Raw genomic sequence first — 16,490 nt, 5'->3', positions numbered from 1 at the left:
TACTGCGAATATCTCTTTGCGGAGATAGCCAAGCGGCCCACGGCGCCGGTCTTGAAAACCGGTGGTGCCTCGCACCTCGGGAGTTCAAATCTCCCTCTCCGCGCTTTATTTTTAATTTAATTCATTTATTTTAAATTTATTTTCGTTTTGCATTTTAATTGCATTTTTATAATTAATTGAACTAAATTATTGAACCAAACGAAAAACAGAAAAGGAGAATAAAATATGACAGACGTTTTACTTGAAACCACTATGGGAAACATTAAAATCAAATTGTACGACAACATGCCCGTTACTGCCGGCAACTTCAAACAGCTTATTGAAAACGGCTTTTACGACGGCATCATTTTCCACCGCGTGATTCCGAATTTCATGATTCAGGGCGGCTGCCCGAACGGAAACGGAATGGGCGGTCCCGGCTACTCCATTCCCGATGAATTCGTGAAAGGCTCTTCCAACGTTCGCGGCACACTTTCGATGGCAAACGCAGGCCCGAACTCCGGCGGCAGCCAGTTTTTCATCAACCTCGTTGACAACACATACCTTGACTGGGACAAGCCCCCGGGATCCTCCAAGCACCCCGTTTTCGGCGAAGTCGTTGAAGGCATGGATGTTGTTGACAAAATCGGTAACGTCAAAACCGCACGCGGCGACAAACCGATGCAGGATGTTAAAATCGTTAAGGCAACAATTGTCTGAATTCTTAAAAAATAATTTAAATGAAAGTCGAATCATTTCACTTTCATTCTTTTCTTTTTCATTTATCTTTTCGTTTATCTTTTCATTTATCTTTTCGTTTATCTTTTCATTTATCTTTTCGTTTATCAATACTTTTTTAAACCAAAAACAAGAACTCTTTTTCATGGATTACAGAGTCGGACAAATCGGCCGCGTCTTTACCGTCAGAATGGATCACGGCGAATATTTATTGGAATCGCTCAAAAAGCTCGCGGAAATTGAAAATATTCAAGCGGCGACTTTTGTTTTACTTGGCGCAATCGAAGCCGGCAATTTGGTTGTCGGGCCGAAAAAGAATGAGCGCCCGCCGAACAAAATGTGGATTAATTTTGAAGAAGCGCATGAAATCGTCGGCGTCGGCAATTTATTCAGAGAAAAGGGTGAGCCTGTCATTCATCTTCATGCAGGGATCGGGCGCGCCGAAGACGGGCGAATCGGGTGTGTCAGAAAAGAAAATCAAATCTTTATGGTGATTGAAGCGTTTGTTTTTGAATTGACGGGATTTGAGGCGGAGCGCGTTTGGAATGATGTTGAAGGATATTCACCGATTACTTTTAAGTAAAATCAAGAATCAAGCGCTTTGATTCAATTCATTTTTATTTTAGTCGCTGCGCCGCGCGTGAGCCGCTTCATTTTTAATAATTTTTCAAACTCACCCTGTATTTTTACTTAATTTTCAACGGAAAATCTAAACATCCAACTTTAAGAAAATCGTTGAACCTGAACGCCCGATAAAACCCTAAATCTAAAAATAGATTTTATTAAAAATTGGCGTTCCGTTTTTGAATAATTTTGATAAAAACGATGTTTCAATTGAGTTTAAATTGAATAAAATTTAAAAAACCGCCCCCGCAAGTTGAGTTTCCGAAGCGAAGCGGAGGAAACGAGACTTGGCGGATTCTTCCCATTCGAAACAAAAATTCTAAAACCGCTGATCATTAATTACTTCCCTGCTCTTGCAAAGTGCATTTCTGCGACTGTCTTTTGCTGCTGACGGTTCCTGCTAAGCCTGTTAATCTGCAACTGTCTTTTAAATTGATGCTGCCAATCAGGCTTGCGCTTCCGCCTGTATCTGCTCATTTTAATCGTAATCCGTTCGCTAACGCGAACGTGGGCGCAGTTACCTTACTGTTTCTGTTTGCAGTTGGAGGGAGGTGTTTGTTTGCAGTTGGAGGGAGGTGTTTGTTTGCAGTTGGAGGGAGGTTTCTGTTTGCAGTTGGAGGGAGGTGTTTATGAAAAAATCGCGCAGCGATTTTTTTTCGCCACTTTTTGCCGCGCCGCCGCGCGCGAGCCGACCATTTTACCAAAAAAAATAACCAAAAATCCAACCGCAATTTTGTTTAATTTTCAAAAAAATCTTTACCCGAAAATATGAAAAATAAAATCAAACATGGAAAACAACATTGAAAGGATGAAAATTAAAACATCATAAAGATTTAAAAATAATTTCATCAAATATAAAAAATAAAATTATTTTCCGCGTCACAAAATCGTCATTGGAAAAACGAAGTGAATGAGTATATTTATATACGTTGAAACCCTCTTTTTGTCATTGAAATATGTAAAATAAAACAAAGATTTCTGAAACAAAAAAAGGCTCTTTTGAATGCGATATTAAATCGGTTTTAATTCGATGACAAATTCATTTCAAAAGATTCAATTTTAAATTTGTTTTCTTTTAATTTTTCAAACTGATTTTGAAATAATTTTCAAAAATTTCAAATTATTTTGAAAAAACAATTGATTTCTTTGTTGAAACAAAAACTGTTCTGAAAACAGAACCTGTCGAACTCTATTTCAAATGAAAAATTCAAGAAAAAATAATATTCATTAGCATACACCATTAAATTTTAACCAAACCCGAAACGGCAGAAATAATCGCATTCTGTCGAACGCGTGAAAAATCTCAAAAATTTTGGATTTTTCAAAAAAATCAAACTTATCATTTAAAAATCAAATTTGTCATTAAAATCAAATTTATCATTTTTAGATTAAACCATTTTTACATAAAATCATAAATTAAAATTATAAATTAAATTTTAAATTAAAATTAAAAATCTACAGAACCACACACAATAAACACACGAAGGAAACTTTATGGACGAACAGAAAAAATATGACGGCTCCAGCATTCAAGTATTAGAAGGCCTTGAAGCTGTCCGAAAAAGACCGAGCATGTATATCGGCAGCACGGACTCGCGCGGTCTTCACCACCTTGTTTACGAAGTCGTAGACAACAGTATCGACGAAGCGCTTGCCGGATACGCGAAAAACATCCGCATGACAATCAATGAAGACGGCAGCGTTACCGTTATCGATGACGGTCGAGGCATTCCCGTAAGCATTCAGCCGAAATATCAAAAACCAGCTCTTGAAGTCGTATTAACGATCCTTCACGCCGGCGGAAAATTCGACAAAGACTCTTATAAAGTATCGGGCGGCCTTCACGGCGTCGGTGTTTCCGTCGTCAACGCGCTCTCCGAATGGCTGATTGCCGAAGTCCGAAGAGACGGAAAAGTCTACCGCCAAACCTTCGCATACGGCATCCCGACATCCGGTGTTGAAGTCGTCGGCGAATACGAAAGCGGTTCCACCGGGACGACAATTCAGTTCATGCCCGACAAAACGATTTTCGAAACAGTCGACTTCAAATATGACACACTTCTCACCCGATTGAGAGAACTCGCGTTTTTGAACAAAGGCATTCACATCATCACCGAAGATCTCAGAATTCCCGAAGCAGTAATCGAAGACGAATTCGGAGACATTGCCGAAGACGATTCCGACCTCACCGCCGAAATTGAATTTGACGAAAGCGATGAAGAAGAAAGCAGCGGCGGCAAAAAGAAGTCCGGACGCACGCTCGGAACCAAAGAAAAATATCACGACCTTTGTTACGAAGGCGGCATCATAGAGTTTGTCAAATATTTGAACAGCGGCAAAAACATTCTTCATGAAAATCCCATTTATTTTGAACGCCAAAGAGAGGGAACCGACGTTGAAATTTCCATGCAGTACACGGAAAGTTACAACTCAAACGTTCATTCTTTCGCAAACAACATCAACACAACAGAAGGCGGCACCCACTTAGTCGGCTTCAAGTCCGCGCTCACCCGTGTCGCAAACGATTACATCAAGAAAAATAACCTCGATAAAGACACCAAAGACGGGGCTTCTTTGAGCGGCGAAGATATCCGCGAGGGTTTGACTGCCATCATCAGCGTCAAGCTCTTAGAGCCGCAATTTGAAGGCCAAACGAAGACAAAGCTCGGCAACAGCGAAATCAAAGGCATTGTCGATTCACTCGTCACGGAAGGGCTTTCCGAATACTTCGAAGAAAATCCGAAAGTCGCAACCGCCATCTTGGAAAAAGCGCTTCTTGCCAAGAAAGCCAGAGAAGCTGCCAAGAAAGCCAGAGAGCTCACCCGCAGAAAAAGCGCGCTTGAAGTCAGCACGCTTCCCGGAAAATTAGCCGACTGCTCCGAGCGCGACGCCTCTCTTTGCGAACTCTATCTCGTCGAAGGTAATTCCGCCGGCGGATCCGCAAAACAGGGCAGAAACAGAGCGTTTCAGGCGATTCTTCCGTTCCGAGGAAAAATTCTCAACGTGGAAAAAACCAGAATGGACAGAGCGCTCAAAAACGCCGAAATCGCGTCACTCATCACCGCGCTCGGCGCAGGTCTCGGAGACGACATGGATCTGGACAGGCTCCGCTACCACAAAGTCGTCATCATGACCGATGCCGACGTCGACGGCGCGCACATTCGAACTTTGATTCTGACATTCTTCTTCCGCTACATGCCGGATTTGATCAACAACGGCTATGTTTACATCGCGCAGCCGCCGCTTTACAGAATCAAGAAAGGCAAATCCGAATATTACGCTTACAACGATAAACAGCTTCGAGCAAAACTCGAAGAAGTCGGAGACAAAGGCGTGACGGTTTCACGTTACAAAGGTCTTGGTGAAATGAATCCCGAGCAGCTTTGGTCAACCACAATGAATCCGGAAACAAGAACCTTGCTTCAGGTAACGATCGAAGACGCGATTGCCGCTGATGAAATCTTCTCGATTTTGATGGGCGATGAAGTTCTTCCGAGAAAAGAATTCATTCAGGCGCACGCCAAAGAAGTGGTGAACTTGGATATCTGATGGAGGCGCCAAAGATGGATGAAAATAATCAGCAAAACGGTCAACAAAATAATCAACACACCGACCAACAAAGCAATCAGCAAAACAATCAGCAAAATGATCGGCAAAACAATCAGAACGCGCAGCAACAGCAAGTTCTTGATGAATATATCCGCCGTTCCGAGCTTCCCGACGAAATGGAAGACGAAATGAAAACCGCAGCTGTCGATAACGGTGAGGGCAATGACAACGACGGCAACGGGGATGACGGCGAAGATGACGGAATTCCAATCGTCGATGAAGAACGCGTTTCGGTTCGTCCCATTTTATTGAATGATGAAATGAAAAATTCATACATTCAGTACGCGATGAGTGTGATTATCGGCCGCGCGCTGCCTGATGCCCGCGACGGTTTGAAGCCGGTTCACCGCAGAATTCTGTTTTCCATGAAGGAAAACGGTATGGTTTATGAAAAGCCGCCGAAGAAATCGGCTCACGTCGTCGGTGACGTGCTTGCAAAGTACCATCCGCACGGCGACTCTGCCGTTTACGATTCGATGGTCAGGATGGCGCAGAACTTCTCCCTTCGCTATCCGTTTATTGACGGTCAGGGCAATTTCGGATCCATTGACGGCGACGAAGCAGCCGCGATGCGTTATACGGAAGCGCGAATGGCAAGGATTTCTGCCGAGATGCTTGAAGATTTGGACAAGGACACGGTGGACTTCCGCCCCAACTACGACGAATCGCTTCAAGAACCGTCCGTGCTGCCTTCAAAACTTCCGAGTTTACTGATCAACGGCTCCACCGGTATTGCCGTCGGCATGGCGACAAATATGCCGCCGCACAATTTAACGGAAGTCATTGACGCAGCCGTTATGATGATCGACAATCCCGAGGCGGATGTTCCCGAATTGATGACAGTGATCAAAGGTCCGGACTTCCCGACGAGCGCGGTTATTTTGGGCAACGAAGGAATCATCAACGCTTACAAAACAGGCCGCGGCAGCGTTCGTATTCAGTCGGTTTCTCACATTGAAGAAATGAAAGGCAACCGCGAACGAATCGTTGTGACCGAATTGCCTTATCAGGTCAATAAAGCGAGATTGATCGAAAACATTGCCGAGCTTGTCCGCGATAAAAAAGTCACCGGCATTTCAGATCTTCGCGATGAATCCGACCGCGACGGTATTCGTGTCGTTATGGAACTCACGAACGGAACGAACGCAAGCGTTTTGATGAACCAGCTTTACAAGCACACGCAGCTTCAAACAAGCTTCGGCATCATCAATTTGGCGATCGTTGACGGTGTTCCGCGCGTGATGGGACTTCGCCAGCTTTTGAAAATTTATTTGAAGCACAGAATGGAAGTTGTTCAGAGAAGAACGCTTCATGATTTGAAAACCGCTCGCGAGCGCGAACATATTTTAAACGGTTTGAAAATTGCGCTTGATAATATTGATCCCGTTATTGAATTGATCAAAGCGTCCGAAGATGCGCAAACCGCGAAAGTCGGTTTGATGGAAAAGTTCGGATTGGATGAGATTCAGTCTAAAGCGATTTTGGAAATGAGACTTCAAAGGCTTACCGGCATGGAAATTCAGAAGATTTTAGATGAACTTGAAGAAGTTTTGACAAAAATCAGTGAATTGGAAAAGATTGCCGGAAGCGATGAAATCAAATACGGAATCATTCGCGACGAACTCTTGGAAATGAGAGAAAAATACGGCGATGATCGCAGAACGCAGATCATTCACGGCGGCTTTGATATCGACAATGAGGATCTCATTCAGAAAGAAGATGTGATTATCACGATGACCAACCGCGGCTACATCAAGCGTTTGTCTGCCAACACGTATTCGCGCCAGCGCCGCGGCGGCAAGGGAATCATCGGCATGGAAACGAAAGAAGAAGACATTGTCGTGAATCTTTTTGTTTCGTCGACGCACAATTACATTTTGTTCTTCACGAACAAGGGACGTGTTTATTGGAAGAAAGGGTATGAAATTCCGGAAGGAAGCCGAACTTCTAAGGGCAAATCGATTGTCAACTTCTTGGATTTGAAAGAAGATGAAACGGTGACGGCATCGATTCCGGTTTCCGAATTTAAGGAAGGCCAATATTTGATGATGGTGACGAAAGAAGGAACGGTCAAGAAAACGCCGCTCACCGACTTTAAGAATCCGAGAAAGGCCGGAATTATTGCAACAACGCTTGCGCCCGGCGACGAACTCGTGAATGTGATTCAAACCGACGGCAGCCGCGAAGTTGTGATCGTGTCGCGCGGCGGCAAAGCGGTTCGTTTTGATGAGAAAGAAGTCCGCCCGATGGGCAGATCCGCGCGCGGTGTGATGGGCATGCGCCTGTCAAAGCCGGGCGACGCTGTTGTCAGCATGGATGTTGTCAACACGGAAGAAGCGCTTTTAACGATTACCGAAAACGGTTTCGGAAAAGTGACTCTCTTTGATGAATACATGAAAAAGCATCGCGGCATTCAGGGTGTTATGTCAATCGTCACCGATGACAGAAACGGCCAAGTCGTTGCGGTGAAATCCGTCGGCCAAGACGATGAATTAATCATTACGAGTGCCGAAGGAATCATCATCAAGATCCGTGTCGGAGAACTCCGCGCACAGGGCAGAAATACCAAAGGTGTCCGCATCATGAAGCTTGCCGACAACGACAAAGTTGTCAGCGTCGCGGCGGTGAAGCAACCCGATGACGATGGCGAAGAATTCGATTCAAACGATTCGGCTGAAACCGATGCCGGATTTACGCAGCAGACATTTGATGCCGAGCCTGAAGCGGAAGATCTCGACAACAATAATGAAGAATGAATATGAGCGAGATGTTTTGACATCTCGTTAATTCTTTTTTACGGTTTTCTTTTTTCAATAAATTTTGGTCGTATTTTTGATTTATCTTTTTCAAAACCTGTCTGTCGGGTTTAACTTTTTTTTGAAAAATGATGCAGTTCGCGCGCGGCGAAGTGTTGCAGCGGAGCTGCAAAAAAATCGCGCAGCGATTTTTTCAATAAATACCTCCCTCCAAGCGGAAACAAACACCTCCCTCCAAGCGGAAACAAACACCTCCCTCCAAGCGGAAACAAACACCTCCCTCCAAGCGGAAACAAACACCTCCCTCCAAGCGGAAACAAACACCGCCCTCCAACTGCAAACCGGCGAAGCCTGAAAAATCGCGAAGCGATTTTTTACAAACACCGCCCTCCTCCCGCCTTGAAATTTTGTAAGCGGCAGCCGCCAGGCTGACGCGATCAAAATTTTGATACAAAAAAGACTGAAAAAGAGAAACTCAGTTTAAAAAACTTTCTCTTTTTTTTCGGTGATTCTCTTCTTGAAAATCGGAATGTCATTTTTCTTTGAAGAAATTGTTCAATTTTCGTGATTTGAAACGTAATGTTTAAGACCTGAATCTAATTTTACGTTTTTGGGAAAATTATGGAAATAGGTATAGAAATTATCATCATTGCGGTTTATCTCGCTGCAATGCTTGTTATCGGTTTCTTGACTCAAAAAATCGGATCATCCTCTTCAAAAGGATATCTGGTGGCAAACAGAAATGTCGGCGCTCTTTTGATTGGCGGAACGCTTTTTGCGACATTCTGGGGCGGCGGAACGGTGATGGGCGGCGCAGGTGCAGCTTTAGATTCTTATAATTTAGGCACAATCGCCGATCCTTGGGCTTCCGGCATCACGCTTATTATTATGGCTATGTTTATGGTTCCGATTTTGTTAAAGATGAAAATGGGAACTTTGGGCGAAATGTACCGCATCCGTTTCGGAAAACGCGGTGCTTATGTTGCTTCTATTCTCTCCGTTCCGACGCTTATCGCCTGGACGGCTGTTCAAATGGTTGCCATCGGCAAGATGCTGAACCTTTTCATCGGCGTTGAACCGTGGATCAGTATGCTTTTGGCCGGCGGCATTGTTATTATTTACACTTATATGGGCGGAATGCTTGCTGTGATTTGGACCGACAACATTCAGGCCGTGATTATTATTTTAGGTTTGCTTGTGTTGATTCCCGCGGCAATTTGTTACATTGCAGCCGGCGGCGGCGCGACTTTTGCCGTCAATTTGGACAATATGATTTCGGGACTCGGAATTATCAAAGAAAATACGCCAAACGACTTCTGGACACTGCTTCCGTCAGCCGATCCGGACCATCCGAGCGGTATCACGCGCACATTGAAAGGCGTTCTGATTTGGGCCGCCGCCTGGTGCGGCATGGGTCTCGGCAGTTTGGCATCTTTGGACATTACGCAGCGTGTTTTGACTGCAAGAGATGAAAAAGCGGCAAAAGGCGGCCTTTTGGCAGGCGCCGGTCTTTACTGGGTTGCCGGTCTCGGTCCGATTTTCATCGGTCTCTTGGGCATTGTGATGCTTCAGCTTGACTTCTTCACGCCCGCAGAAGTTGCGACGCTTGCAAACGATTCGGAAGTGATCGTCCCGATGCTTGCTCAGAAACTGCTTCATCCGCTGCCGATGGCAATTTTCATCGGCTCTTTGATGGCGGCAATCATGTCAACATCGAGTTCGACAATTTTTGCATCGGCCGCTGTTATTTCAACCGTTTTGATTCCCGGAACCGTCGGCGAAAAACGAACGGAAGAAATGGATAAAAAAGCAATCCGTTTGACAAAGATTTTAGTCGTCGTCATCGGCGTGTTCTGTATCGGCATCAGTATGCTTGCCGTCAGTTTGTATGATTTGATGATTTTCGGCTTTACACTTCTGTTCGCCTGTCTTTTCTGGGCTGTCGTCTGCGGATTGTTCTGGAAAAAAGCAAATGTTCCGGGCGGAATCGCGTCAATGCTTGTCGGAATTTCTTTTTCGATTTTGGGATGCGCTTATTTATCGATTCAGGCCGGAACTCTTGTCATTGTTCCGTCGGATGCCGAATGGGAAATTTATTTCACGTTCGTCCCGTGGCTTTTCTCAGGCATTGCAATGTTTGCCGTTTCCCTGCTCACCCAAAAGAAACACCCGCCGCTTCCGCTGACGGACACGGACGGAAAAGTTTTGAAATGGCCGGAGCTTGCCGGAAACGCAGAAAAATAAGAATGAAATTTTGAAAACGGGAAATACATCCCGTTTTAATTCTCTTTTCAATTTAATATTTTGTTCAATTCGTTTTTTTGTTTTCGATTCTGCTTTAATTTTGATTTTTTTGTTTTTCGATTTTTCTTTTTGTTCTGTTTTTCGCTTTCATTTTCATTTTCGCTTTCATTTTCATTTTCGCTTTCATTTTTTGTTTTTTACTCTATTTTGTTTTTCATTTTATTTCGTTTTAATTTTCTTTTTATTTCGTTTTAATTTTCTTTTTTTCAATTTTCTTTTTTTCAATTTCCTTGTTTTCAGTTTCAACTCATTTTAAAATCGCAATCTGTTGAATTGTATAAATCGGATTTCTATTTTTCGTTGATATAGTTATCGATTTTGAAAAAATCGGAACGCCTATTAACGTTTATGATTTTACTGTGTTTTGAAGCAAACTTTTGTCTGCAGTTTGCTGCCATCTTAAAAATCAGACATGAAAAATAAAAACATTAAGAGGATAACTATGAAAAACACAAACAAAACTAAAACATTCGGGAAAGTTCTTTTGCTTTCCTTTTTGATCCTGCTTGCTTTGACCGGAACCGCCGCCGCTAAAGAGTGGACTGTCGGAAGCACGGGAGCAGATTTCCAAACACTTCCTGAAGCAATTACCGCCGCTTCTGACGGCGACTCGATTTTGATCCGCGCCGGAACTTATGAAACAGCGGCAAATATCAGCATCGGAAAAACATTGACGATTGAAGGCGAAAACAAAGAAAACGTCATTTTGGATTTGGGCGGTTACACAATCATTCCGAAAAAAGAAAACTTCGTTATCAGAAATGTGACAATTGCAAACGGTTCCAACGGCATTAATCTTCAGACAAATGCAGCAAACGCACTCATTGAAAACTGTATTTTTGACGGATTAACGCATAAAGACGGCATTAAGCTTGCCAAAGACGGTGCTGTTTTCAAAAATAACATTGTCAGAAATATGGACGGCTTCACAAACGCAATCCATGTAACGGCTGCCGATGTTCAGCTCATCGGAAACACAATATCAGGACTTTCCGGAAGCGGAAACGCTGCAAGAATCATTTGTCTTGAAAATGCGACCAACGCTTTGATTGAAGGCAATACGATTACGAATAACGCCGGAGAAGCCATCCGCATTTGGAGAGTTGATTCCGAAAACGTCGTCATTACCAAAAATACGATTTCAGGAAACACGCAAAAAGGCATTTACATTTACAATGCCGGCGAAAACAATGTTGTTTATTTGAATGACATTTACAACAACAAAGGTGCAAATGTCGCAAGTTACGGAACGCTTCCCGAAAGCTTTTCCTTTAACAGCCCGACCAACGTGGAATTATCTTACGGCGGAAAATCCTGGACGGGAAAAGCCGGCAATTACTGGGGCGATGATTACGACGGCGTCGATACAAACGGCAACGGCATCGGAAGCACTCAAAAATCAATTTTGGACAAATATGCGGACCTTTACCCGTTAACGGATTCAATTTCCGCATACGGCATCGGCGCAGGCGGACCTGTTGATCCGGTTGACCCCGTTGATCCTGTCGACCCTGTTGACCCGACGCAGCCCGGCAAAACAGGAAACTCCATTTCAATGACGGCAAACATTTTGTCAGCAGTTTCTGTTTCGTTCTCGATTGATTCTCTTGACTTCGGCGACTTGGCCGCAGGACAGACAAGCGCTCCGAAAGAACTTGAGATTACAAACAGCGGCGGAGTCGATGTCCGAGTGACCGCGGAAGTAACAAGTTCATCTGATGACTTGTACAAGAGAGGACTTTGGATTGACAACGCTTTCTGGCCGAACTACGAAAAAGTTGTCGGACAGGGAACGACTGAAATTTCGGAAGTTGTCTTAAAAGTTCCGACCGATTACGCAAGCACCGGAAATGTTGACGGCACATTAATCATGTGGGTTGAAGCCTGCTGATAAATGAAAATGAATTGAGATTTGAAATCATCTCTTAAAGAGGTGATTTCATTTTTCATTTTTATTAATAACTGAAAAAAATGGAACGATTGAAAAAAGAAAATAGATTGAAAAAACAAAAAAATGAAAATAGATTGAAAAATTGAAAAATAAAAATCAAACGGATTTCAAACCGGGATCGTCCTCAATAAACAAAATTTCAACTCGGTCTCCGATTTCTTTATTCAACCGCTCTGCCAAAACGCGCATTCCGGGATTTTCGGTTGCGTAATGGCCGGCATCAATGATTGTCATATCGCCGCGCTCGCGCAAAACATCGCTGTGTCTTAATTCCGAAGATAAAAACGCGTCAACGCAGTTTGCTTTGGCGATTGCAAGCGCGTGTCGGTTGAGGCAGCTGCCGCCGCAGATCATGACTTTTTGAACGGTTTTGTCGCCGGCATAAAGAAGCGGCGTATTTAACTTTTCAGAAACGAGTTTGGCAAAGTCTTTTGATTCGATCGGATCGATGTCTCCGATGATTCCGAAATCGGTCATGCATGTATTTCTGACATTGAAAATGTCGGCAAGAGCTGTATTGATCCCGCCTTCGGCGTTGTCGTAATTGGTATGCATCGTGTAAATGGAAATGTTGTTGTCAAACGCGATTTTCAGGCGTTTTGCCAAAAATTCGGGAATCGTCATGATTGGATGGAAAAGCGGGGTGTGATGGCAGATCAAAAGATCAGCTTTAAAAGCCGCCGCCTTTTGAAGAACTTCGTCTGTGACATCAAGCGTTACGGCGATTTTATTGATTTCACGGTTTTTTGTAAATAACAAATCCAAAATCATTCCGATGCGGCCGCAATCGAAATCATCCGCGATTTCAGGCGGCGCGATTTGTTCTAAAAGTGAAATAACTTCCTCTTGTTTCATAATTTTAAAAAAGGTCTGCATCCTTTAAATAGAAGACGACAATAATTCAACCTGATTCAACCTCAAATTATGAATTTAAAATAAATTTAAAATTAATTTAAAATTATGACGATTGATCAAAGAAAATCAATCTCCAATCACCGCCGAAATAAAAGAGGAAAAGAGACATAAATATGACAAACCCTCCCGTGTCCCATAAGCCGAAACACGGCATTAAAAGAAAGAAAAATTTAGCGAAACTCAAAACCCGCCAAAAAGCAAAAGCGATTGAAAAAATCGAAAAGAAGAACGATGCCGTCACTTTTGAAGTGGTTTTTGTCGGCCGCTCAAATGTCGGAAAGTCAACGCTTTTGAAAAATCTGACCGGACGAAATGTCAGAACGGGCAAGCGCCCGGGTGTGACGCTGAAGCCGACACATCTTTATTTTGACGACTTTTTAATTACCGACATGCCCGGATTCGGTTTCATGTCAGGCGTCACCAAAGAAAAATCGGATGACGTGAAAGATAATATTGTTCACTATATTGAAGAACACGCCGATCGAATCATGATTGCCGTTCAAGTGATTGACGGACCCGCTTTTGTTGAAATTACGGAGCGCTGGGATTCGCGCGATGAAATTCCGATTGATTTGGAACTGCACGACTTTTTGGAAGAAATGGAAATTATCACAATTATTGCCGCTAACAAAATGGACCGCGTTAAAGATGATGAAAAAGACGATTTGTTGAATGATGTCGTTGGAATTTTCGGATACGACAGAGGCGAAGGAACCTGGAAAGAAAGCGGCGCGCTTGTGGCGCCCGTCAGCGCGCGCGGCGGAGACATCAGACCGCTGATTTCGCATTTGAAAAACGAATTCCATAAAATGAAACGTGATGACTTGTTTAAGCATTTCAAATGAGAGGGGAAAGGAGAGAAAAAATGACGACAATTCTTGAAATCGCGGAAAAAATCGTGGCGGAAGGACCGATTTGTGATCACTGTCTCGGACGCCAGTTTGCAAAATTATCAACAGGGCTTTCCAATGACGAGCGCGGCAAATCTGTCAAATTGACGCTTGCAATGGATGCCGACCGCCGCCTCAAAGACAGCGGAGATGACGCGCTTCTGATGGAAATGGCGCCCTCAAGCATTCACGCTCAAAAAACATTGGCAAAAGAAAACAAAACGGAAATTGAGGGCGAGCCTGTCGTTGAAAAATGCTGGGTTTGTTTGGATATTTTCAAAAATTTGGATTTCTGGGCGGACATGGCTGTTGAAAAATTGCAGGGCATTGAATATGAAACGTTTTTGGCAGGCACCAAACTCAGCGGCCTTCTCAGCGAAAACGAAGAAATTTTGTGGGAACAGGCGGGAACTGCTTATGCCGAGCAGCTGAAGAGTGAGCTCAATCGTGAAATCGGAAAAATCATTTCCCAAAAAACAGGGAAAACGGTTGCCTTTTCCAATCCCGACATTATGGTAACATTTGATATCGCCAAAAAAGAAGTCGATTTAAACATCCGCTCCGTTTACATTTACGGCAGGTACCAAAAGAAGGTCCGCGGCATTCCGCAGACGAAATGGCCGTGCCGAAACTGCCACGGCAAAGGATGCGACAACTGCGGCGGAACAGGCAAGCAGTATCCCGAGTCCGTCGGCGAGCTTGCAGGCTACCCGCTCTGGAAGGCGTCAAAATCAGAAGATGTTGTCTTCCACGGCGCCGGCCGAGAAGACATTGATGCGCTCATGCTCGGAACCGGGCGACCGTTCGTTTTGGAAGCCAAAGCGCCGATTATCAGAACATTAGACTTGGCGGCGCTTGAAAAAGAAATCAACGAATACGCCGCCGGAAAAGTCGAAGTTTCAAACCTTGCGCTTTGCGGCAAAGATATGGTTGAAAAATTGAAAACGGAAAAAGCGAAGAAAACGTACCGTTTGAAAATCAAATTTGAATCTCCCGTGACGGAAGACTCTTTGAGATCCGTTTTAAAAGAATTGGAAGGAAAAGAAATCAACCAGAATACGCCCAACCGCGTTAAACACAGAAGAGCCGATTTGTGCCGAAACAGAACGGTGCATTCCGCCGAATTTGAAAAATCAGAACCGGACGGAACTTTTGATGTCGCATGGGTCAAGATTCATTGCGACGGCGGCCTTTATGTCAAAGAATTAACGTCGAGCGATGAGGGAAGAACCGTTCCGAGCATTTCGGGACTTTTGGGTATCGGCGCGAAAGTCGATGAATTGGATGTTATTGACGTTGACATTGCTGATATTGAATGAAGACATAATTTTAAAATGGACGCACCAATAAAATAGCACTTTCCAAAGATACAAGTTTATTGGAATATTCTTTTAATCAAAGAATTATTTTACTCATATGTCTTAAAATAGATGCATAGAGGCACGATTTTAAATCATTTTTTTTTGAAAAACCTTGACGAGAACAATTATATATAATTAAGATATTTATAAAGTTGCAATTTGAAAAATAATTGTGGTGGACTCAATCGTACGTTCAAATTCAATTGAGTCCATACCCTCTATTAAAAGGACAATAAGGTATAAATAAAAAAAACTATAAAAATTTTTGCTTTATTTGCCCTATATACATTATATAGGTGTTGAAAAAATTGATTAAAAAATATTTCACAATATTAATAACTCTACTGCTTATTTCCGCCTTATTTATTCCGGGAGTAATGGCACAAGAAAATGAACAAAGATTTTTAAACGAAACTTTAATGCCCATAGTTGATATACCTAGTATGTCTGCTTTAAATGACACTGAAATTCTTGAAATTGCAGATTTTATTACTGCAATGTTAGAATTAGATGGACTTAAAGTTGAAAACTTGGATCTAAGTAATTTAAAGTATATTGAAACTGAATCTGGTATTATAACTGCAGGTAAAATTTCATTTGAATTTCAGAATACTGATTCAAAATCTTTTAGAAATTCAAATACTTTCAAAGAATTCGAATTTTATTCAAATTTTGATTATATTGAAAAATCTAATTTGATGGTATCCAAATCAAAAACAGATGATGAATTTTATAAGATTAATAGATATTTGGATTCAGAAGATGAAAACACTGTAACATATCTGACAGAAACAACTGTAATCAAAGATGGGATTTTACAGAAGAACATTGAATCATCATCAGCTGATAAAGAAATTAATTCTGTAGAACAAGAAATATCTTCATTAATCCCAACAAGGGCAGTTGTTAATAAGCCTAGTAATCCACCATCGGGTTCAACATTAGTTTATTCTGATTTGAAATTACAAACTGTCATTATTGGCGGTAGTGCTCTTACATTAATTGCCGGCATTATACTTGGTACCATTACAGGCGGAGTTGCAATTCCAATTATTGTTGGTGCTCTGACATTGGCCGCAGATGTTTTGTTGGATAATTATCTCTACAAATATAATCTTTCTCCGCAGGATACATACATGGATGTTTACCAGGTAAATCGTTTATTATACACCTACAATGCCGCTCCGGCATGGGGAGACACGGTTGTTGTCCCACCGCTTTGTCTTTATTTGGAAATTACTCGATATGGCAGATAAATCTATCAAATTTAAATCAATGTTATATTCATAACATTGATTTTTTTATTTTGGTGTTATCATGAAAACAAAAAAAATAATTACGATATTTACTTCAATTTTTTGTT

General features: G+C 42.6%; 12 protein-coding genes and 1 tRNA gene. 11 read left to right on the top strand and 2 right to left on the bottom strand.

What is annotated here, in order from left to right; translation table 11 throughout:
- Nucleotides 1–18: 18 nt before the first annotated feature.
- From MmiHf6_RS04635 to gyrA, 6 genes are all read left to right on the top strand, one after another.
- Nucleotides 19–103, top strand: a tRNA-Ser gene (locus MmiHf6_RS04635).
- Between the two features lie 122 nt (nt 104–225).
- Entirely contained in the window at nt 226–699 is a 474-nt protein-coding gene (locus tag MmiHf6_RS04630; protein WP_316558534.1) for a peptidylprolyl isomerase, read from the top strand.
- A 163-nt stretch (nt 700–862) separates the two neighbouring features.
- Entirely contained in the window at nt 863–1,300 is a 438-nt protein-coding gene (locus MmiHf6_RS04625; protein ID WP_316558533.1) for a PPC domain-containing DNA-binding protein, read from the top strand.
- 401 nt (nt 1,301–1,701) lie between these two features.
- Nucleotides 1,702–1,974, top strand: coding sequence for a hypothetical protein (locus MmiHf6_RS04620; RefSeq protein ID WP_316558532.1), 273 nt, complete (start codon nt 1,702–1,704; stop codon nt 1,972–1,974).
- Nucleotides 1,975–2,835: 861 nt separating this feature from the next.
- Nucleotides 2,836–4,890 carry a DNA topoisomerase (ATP-hydrolyzing) subunit B gene (gyrB, locus tag MmiHf6_RS04615; protein WP_316558531.1) on the top strand — a complete coding sequence of 685 codons (2,055 nt, stop codon included), beginning with the start codon at nt 2,836–2,838 and terminating at the stop codon, nt 4,888–4,890.
- Nucleotides 4,891–5,066: 176 nt separating this feature from the next.
- Nucleotides 5,067–7,706 carry a DNA gyrase subunit A gene (gene gyrA, locus MmiHf6_RS04610; protein ID WP_420891323.1) on the top strand — a complete coding sequence of 880 codons (2,640 nt, stop codon included), beginning with the start codon at nt 5,067–5,069 and terminating at the stop codon, nt 7,704–7,706.
- Nucleotides 7,707–7,796: 90 nt separating this feature from the next.
- Here the strand turns inward: gyrA and MmiHf6_RS04605 are convergent, their stop codons facing one another.
- Nucleotides 7,797–8,090 (bottom strand): hypothetical protein, encoded by a 294-nt coding sequence (locus MmiHf6_RS04605; protein WP_316558529.1) that lies wholly within the window; start codon nt 8,088–8,090, stop codon nt 7,797–7,799.
- A gap of 237 nt (nt 8,091–8,327) precedes the next feature.
- On the opposite strand from MmiHf6_RS04605, the gene MmiHf6_RS04600 reads away from it, so the two are divergent.
- On the top strand, nt 8,328–9,950 hold the full coding sequence (locus tag MmiHf6_RS04600) for a sodium:solute symporter family transporter (protein ID WP_316558528.1): 1,623 nt from the start codon (nt 8,328–8,330) through the stop codon (nt 9,948–9,950).
- A 502-nt stretch (nt 9,951–10,452) separates the two neighbouring features.
- On the top strand, nt 10,453–11,901 hold the full coding sequence (locus MmiHf6_RS04595; protein WP_316558527.1) for a right-handed parallel beta-helix repeat-containing protein: 1,449 nt from the start codon (nt 10,453–10,455) through the stop codon (nt 11,899–11,901).
- 156 nt (nt 11,902–12,057) lie between these two features.
- Here the strand turns inward: MmiHf6_RS04595 and MmiHf6_RS04590 are convergent, their stop codons facing one another.
- The gene (locus tag MmiHf6_RS04590; protein WP_316558526.1) at nt 12,058–12,816 is read right to left on the bottom strand and encodes a Nif3-like dinuclear metal center hexameric protein; all 759 of its coding nucleotides are present in this window, start codon (nt 12,814–12,816) and stop codon (nt 12,058–12,060) included.
- Between the two features lie 173 nt (nt 12,817–12,989).
- Here MmiHf6_RS04590 and engB point away from each other — a divergent pair, with 173 nt between their 5' ends.
- From engB to MmiHf6_RS04575, 3 genes are all read left to right on the top strand, one after another.
- Nucleotides 12,990–13,721 (top strand): GTP-binding protein EngB, encoded by a 732-nt coding sequence (gene engB, locus MmiHf6_RS04585; RefSeq protein ID WP_316558525.1) that lies wholly within the window; start codon nt 12,990–12,992, stop codon nt 13,719–13,721.
- 20 nt (nt 13,722–13,741) lie between these two features.
- Nucleotides 13,742–15,085, top strand: a complete 1,344-nt coding sequence (locus tag MmiHf6_RS04580; protein WP_316558524.1) for a tRNA pseudouridine(54/55) synthase Pus10 — start codon at nt 13,742–13,744, stop codon at nt 15,083–15,085.
- A 350-nt stretch (nt 15,086–15,435) separates the two neighbouring features.
- Complete coding sequence (locus MmiHf6_RS04575) at nt 15,436–16,383, top strand: hypothetical protein (protein ID WP_316558523.1); 948 nt, start codon at nt 15,436–15,438, stop codon at nt 16,381–16,383.
- The last annotated feature ends 107 nt before the right edge of the window (nt 16,384–16,490 follow it).

This window comes from Methanimicrococcus hongohii, assembly GCF_032594095.1.
Classification (GTDB): domain Archaea; phylum Halobacteriota; class Methanosarcinia; order Methanosarcinales; family Methanosarcinaceae; genus Methanimicrococcus; species Methanimicrococcus hongohii.
The sequence above is the reverse complement of the archived record's forward strand: the minus strand, read 5'-3'. Positions and strand labels throughout refer to the sequence as shown.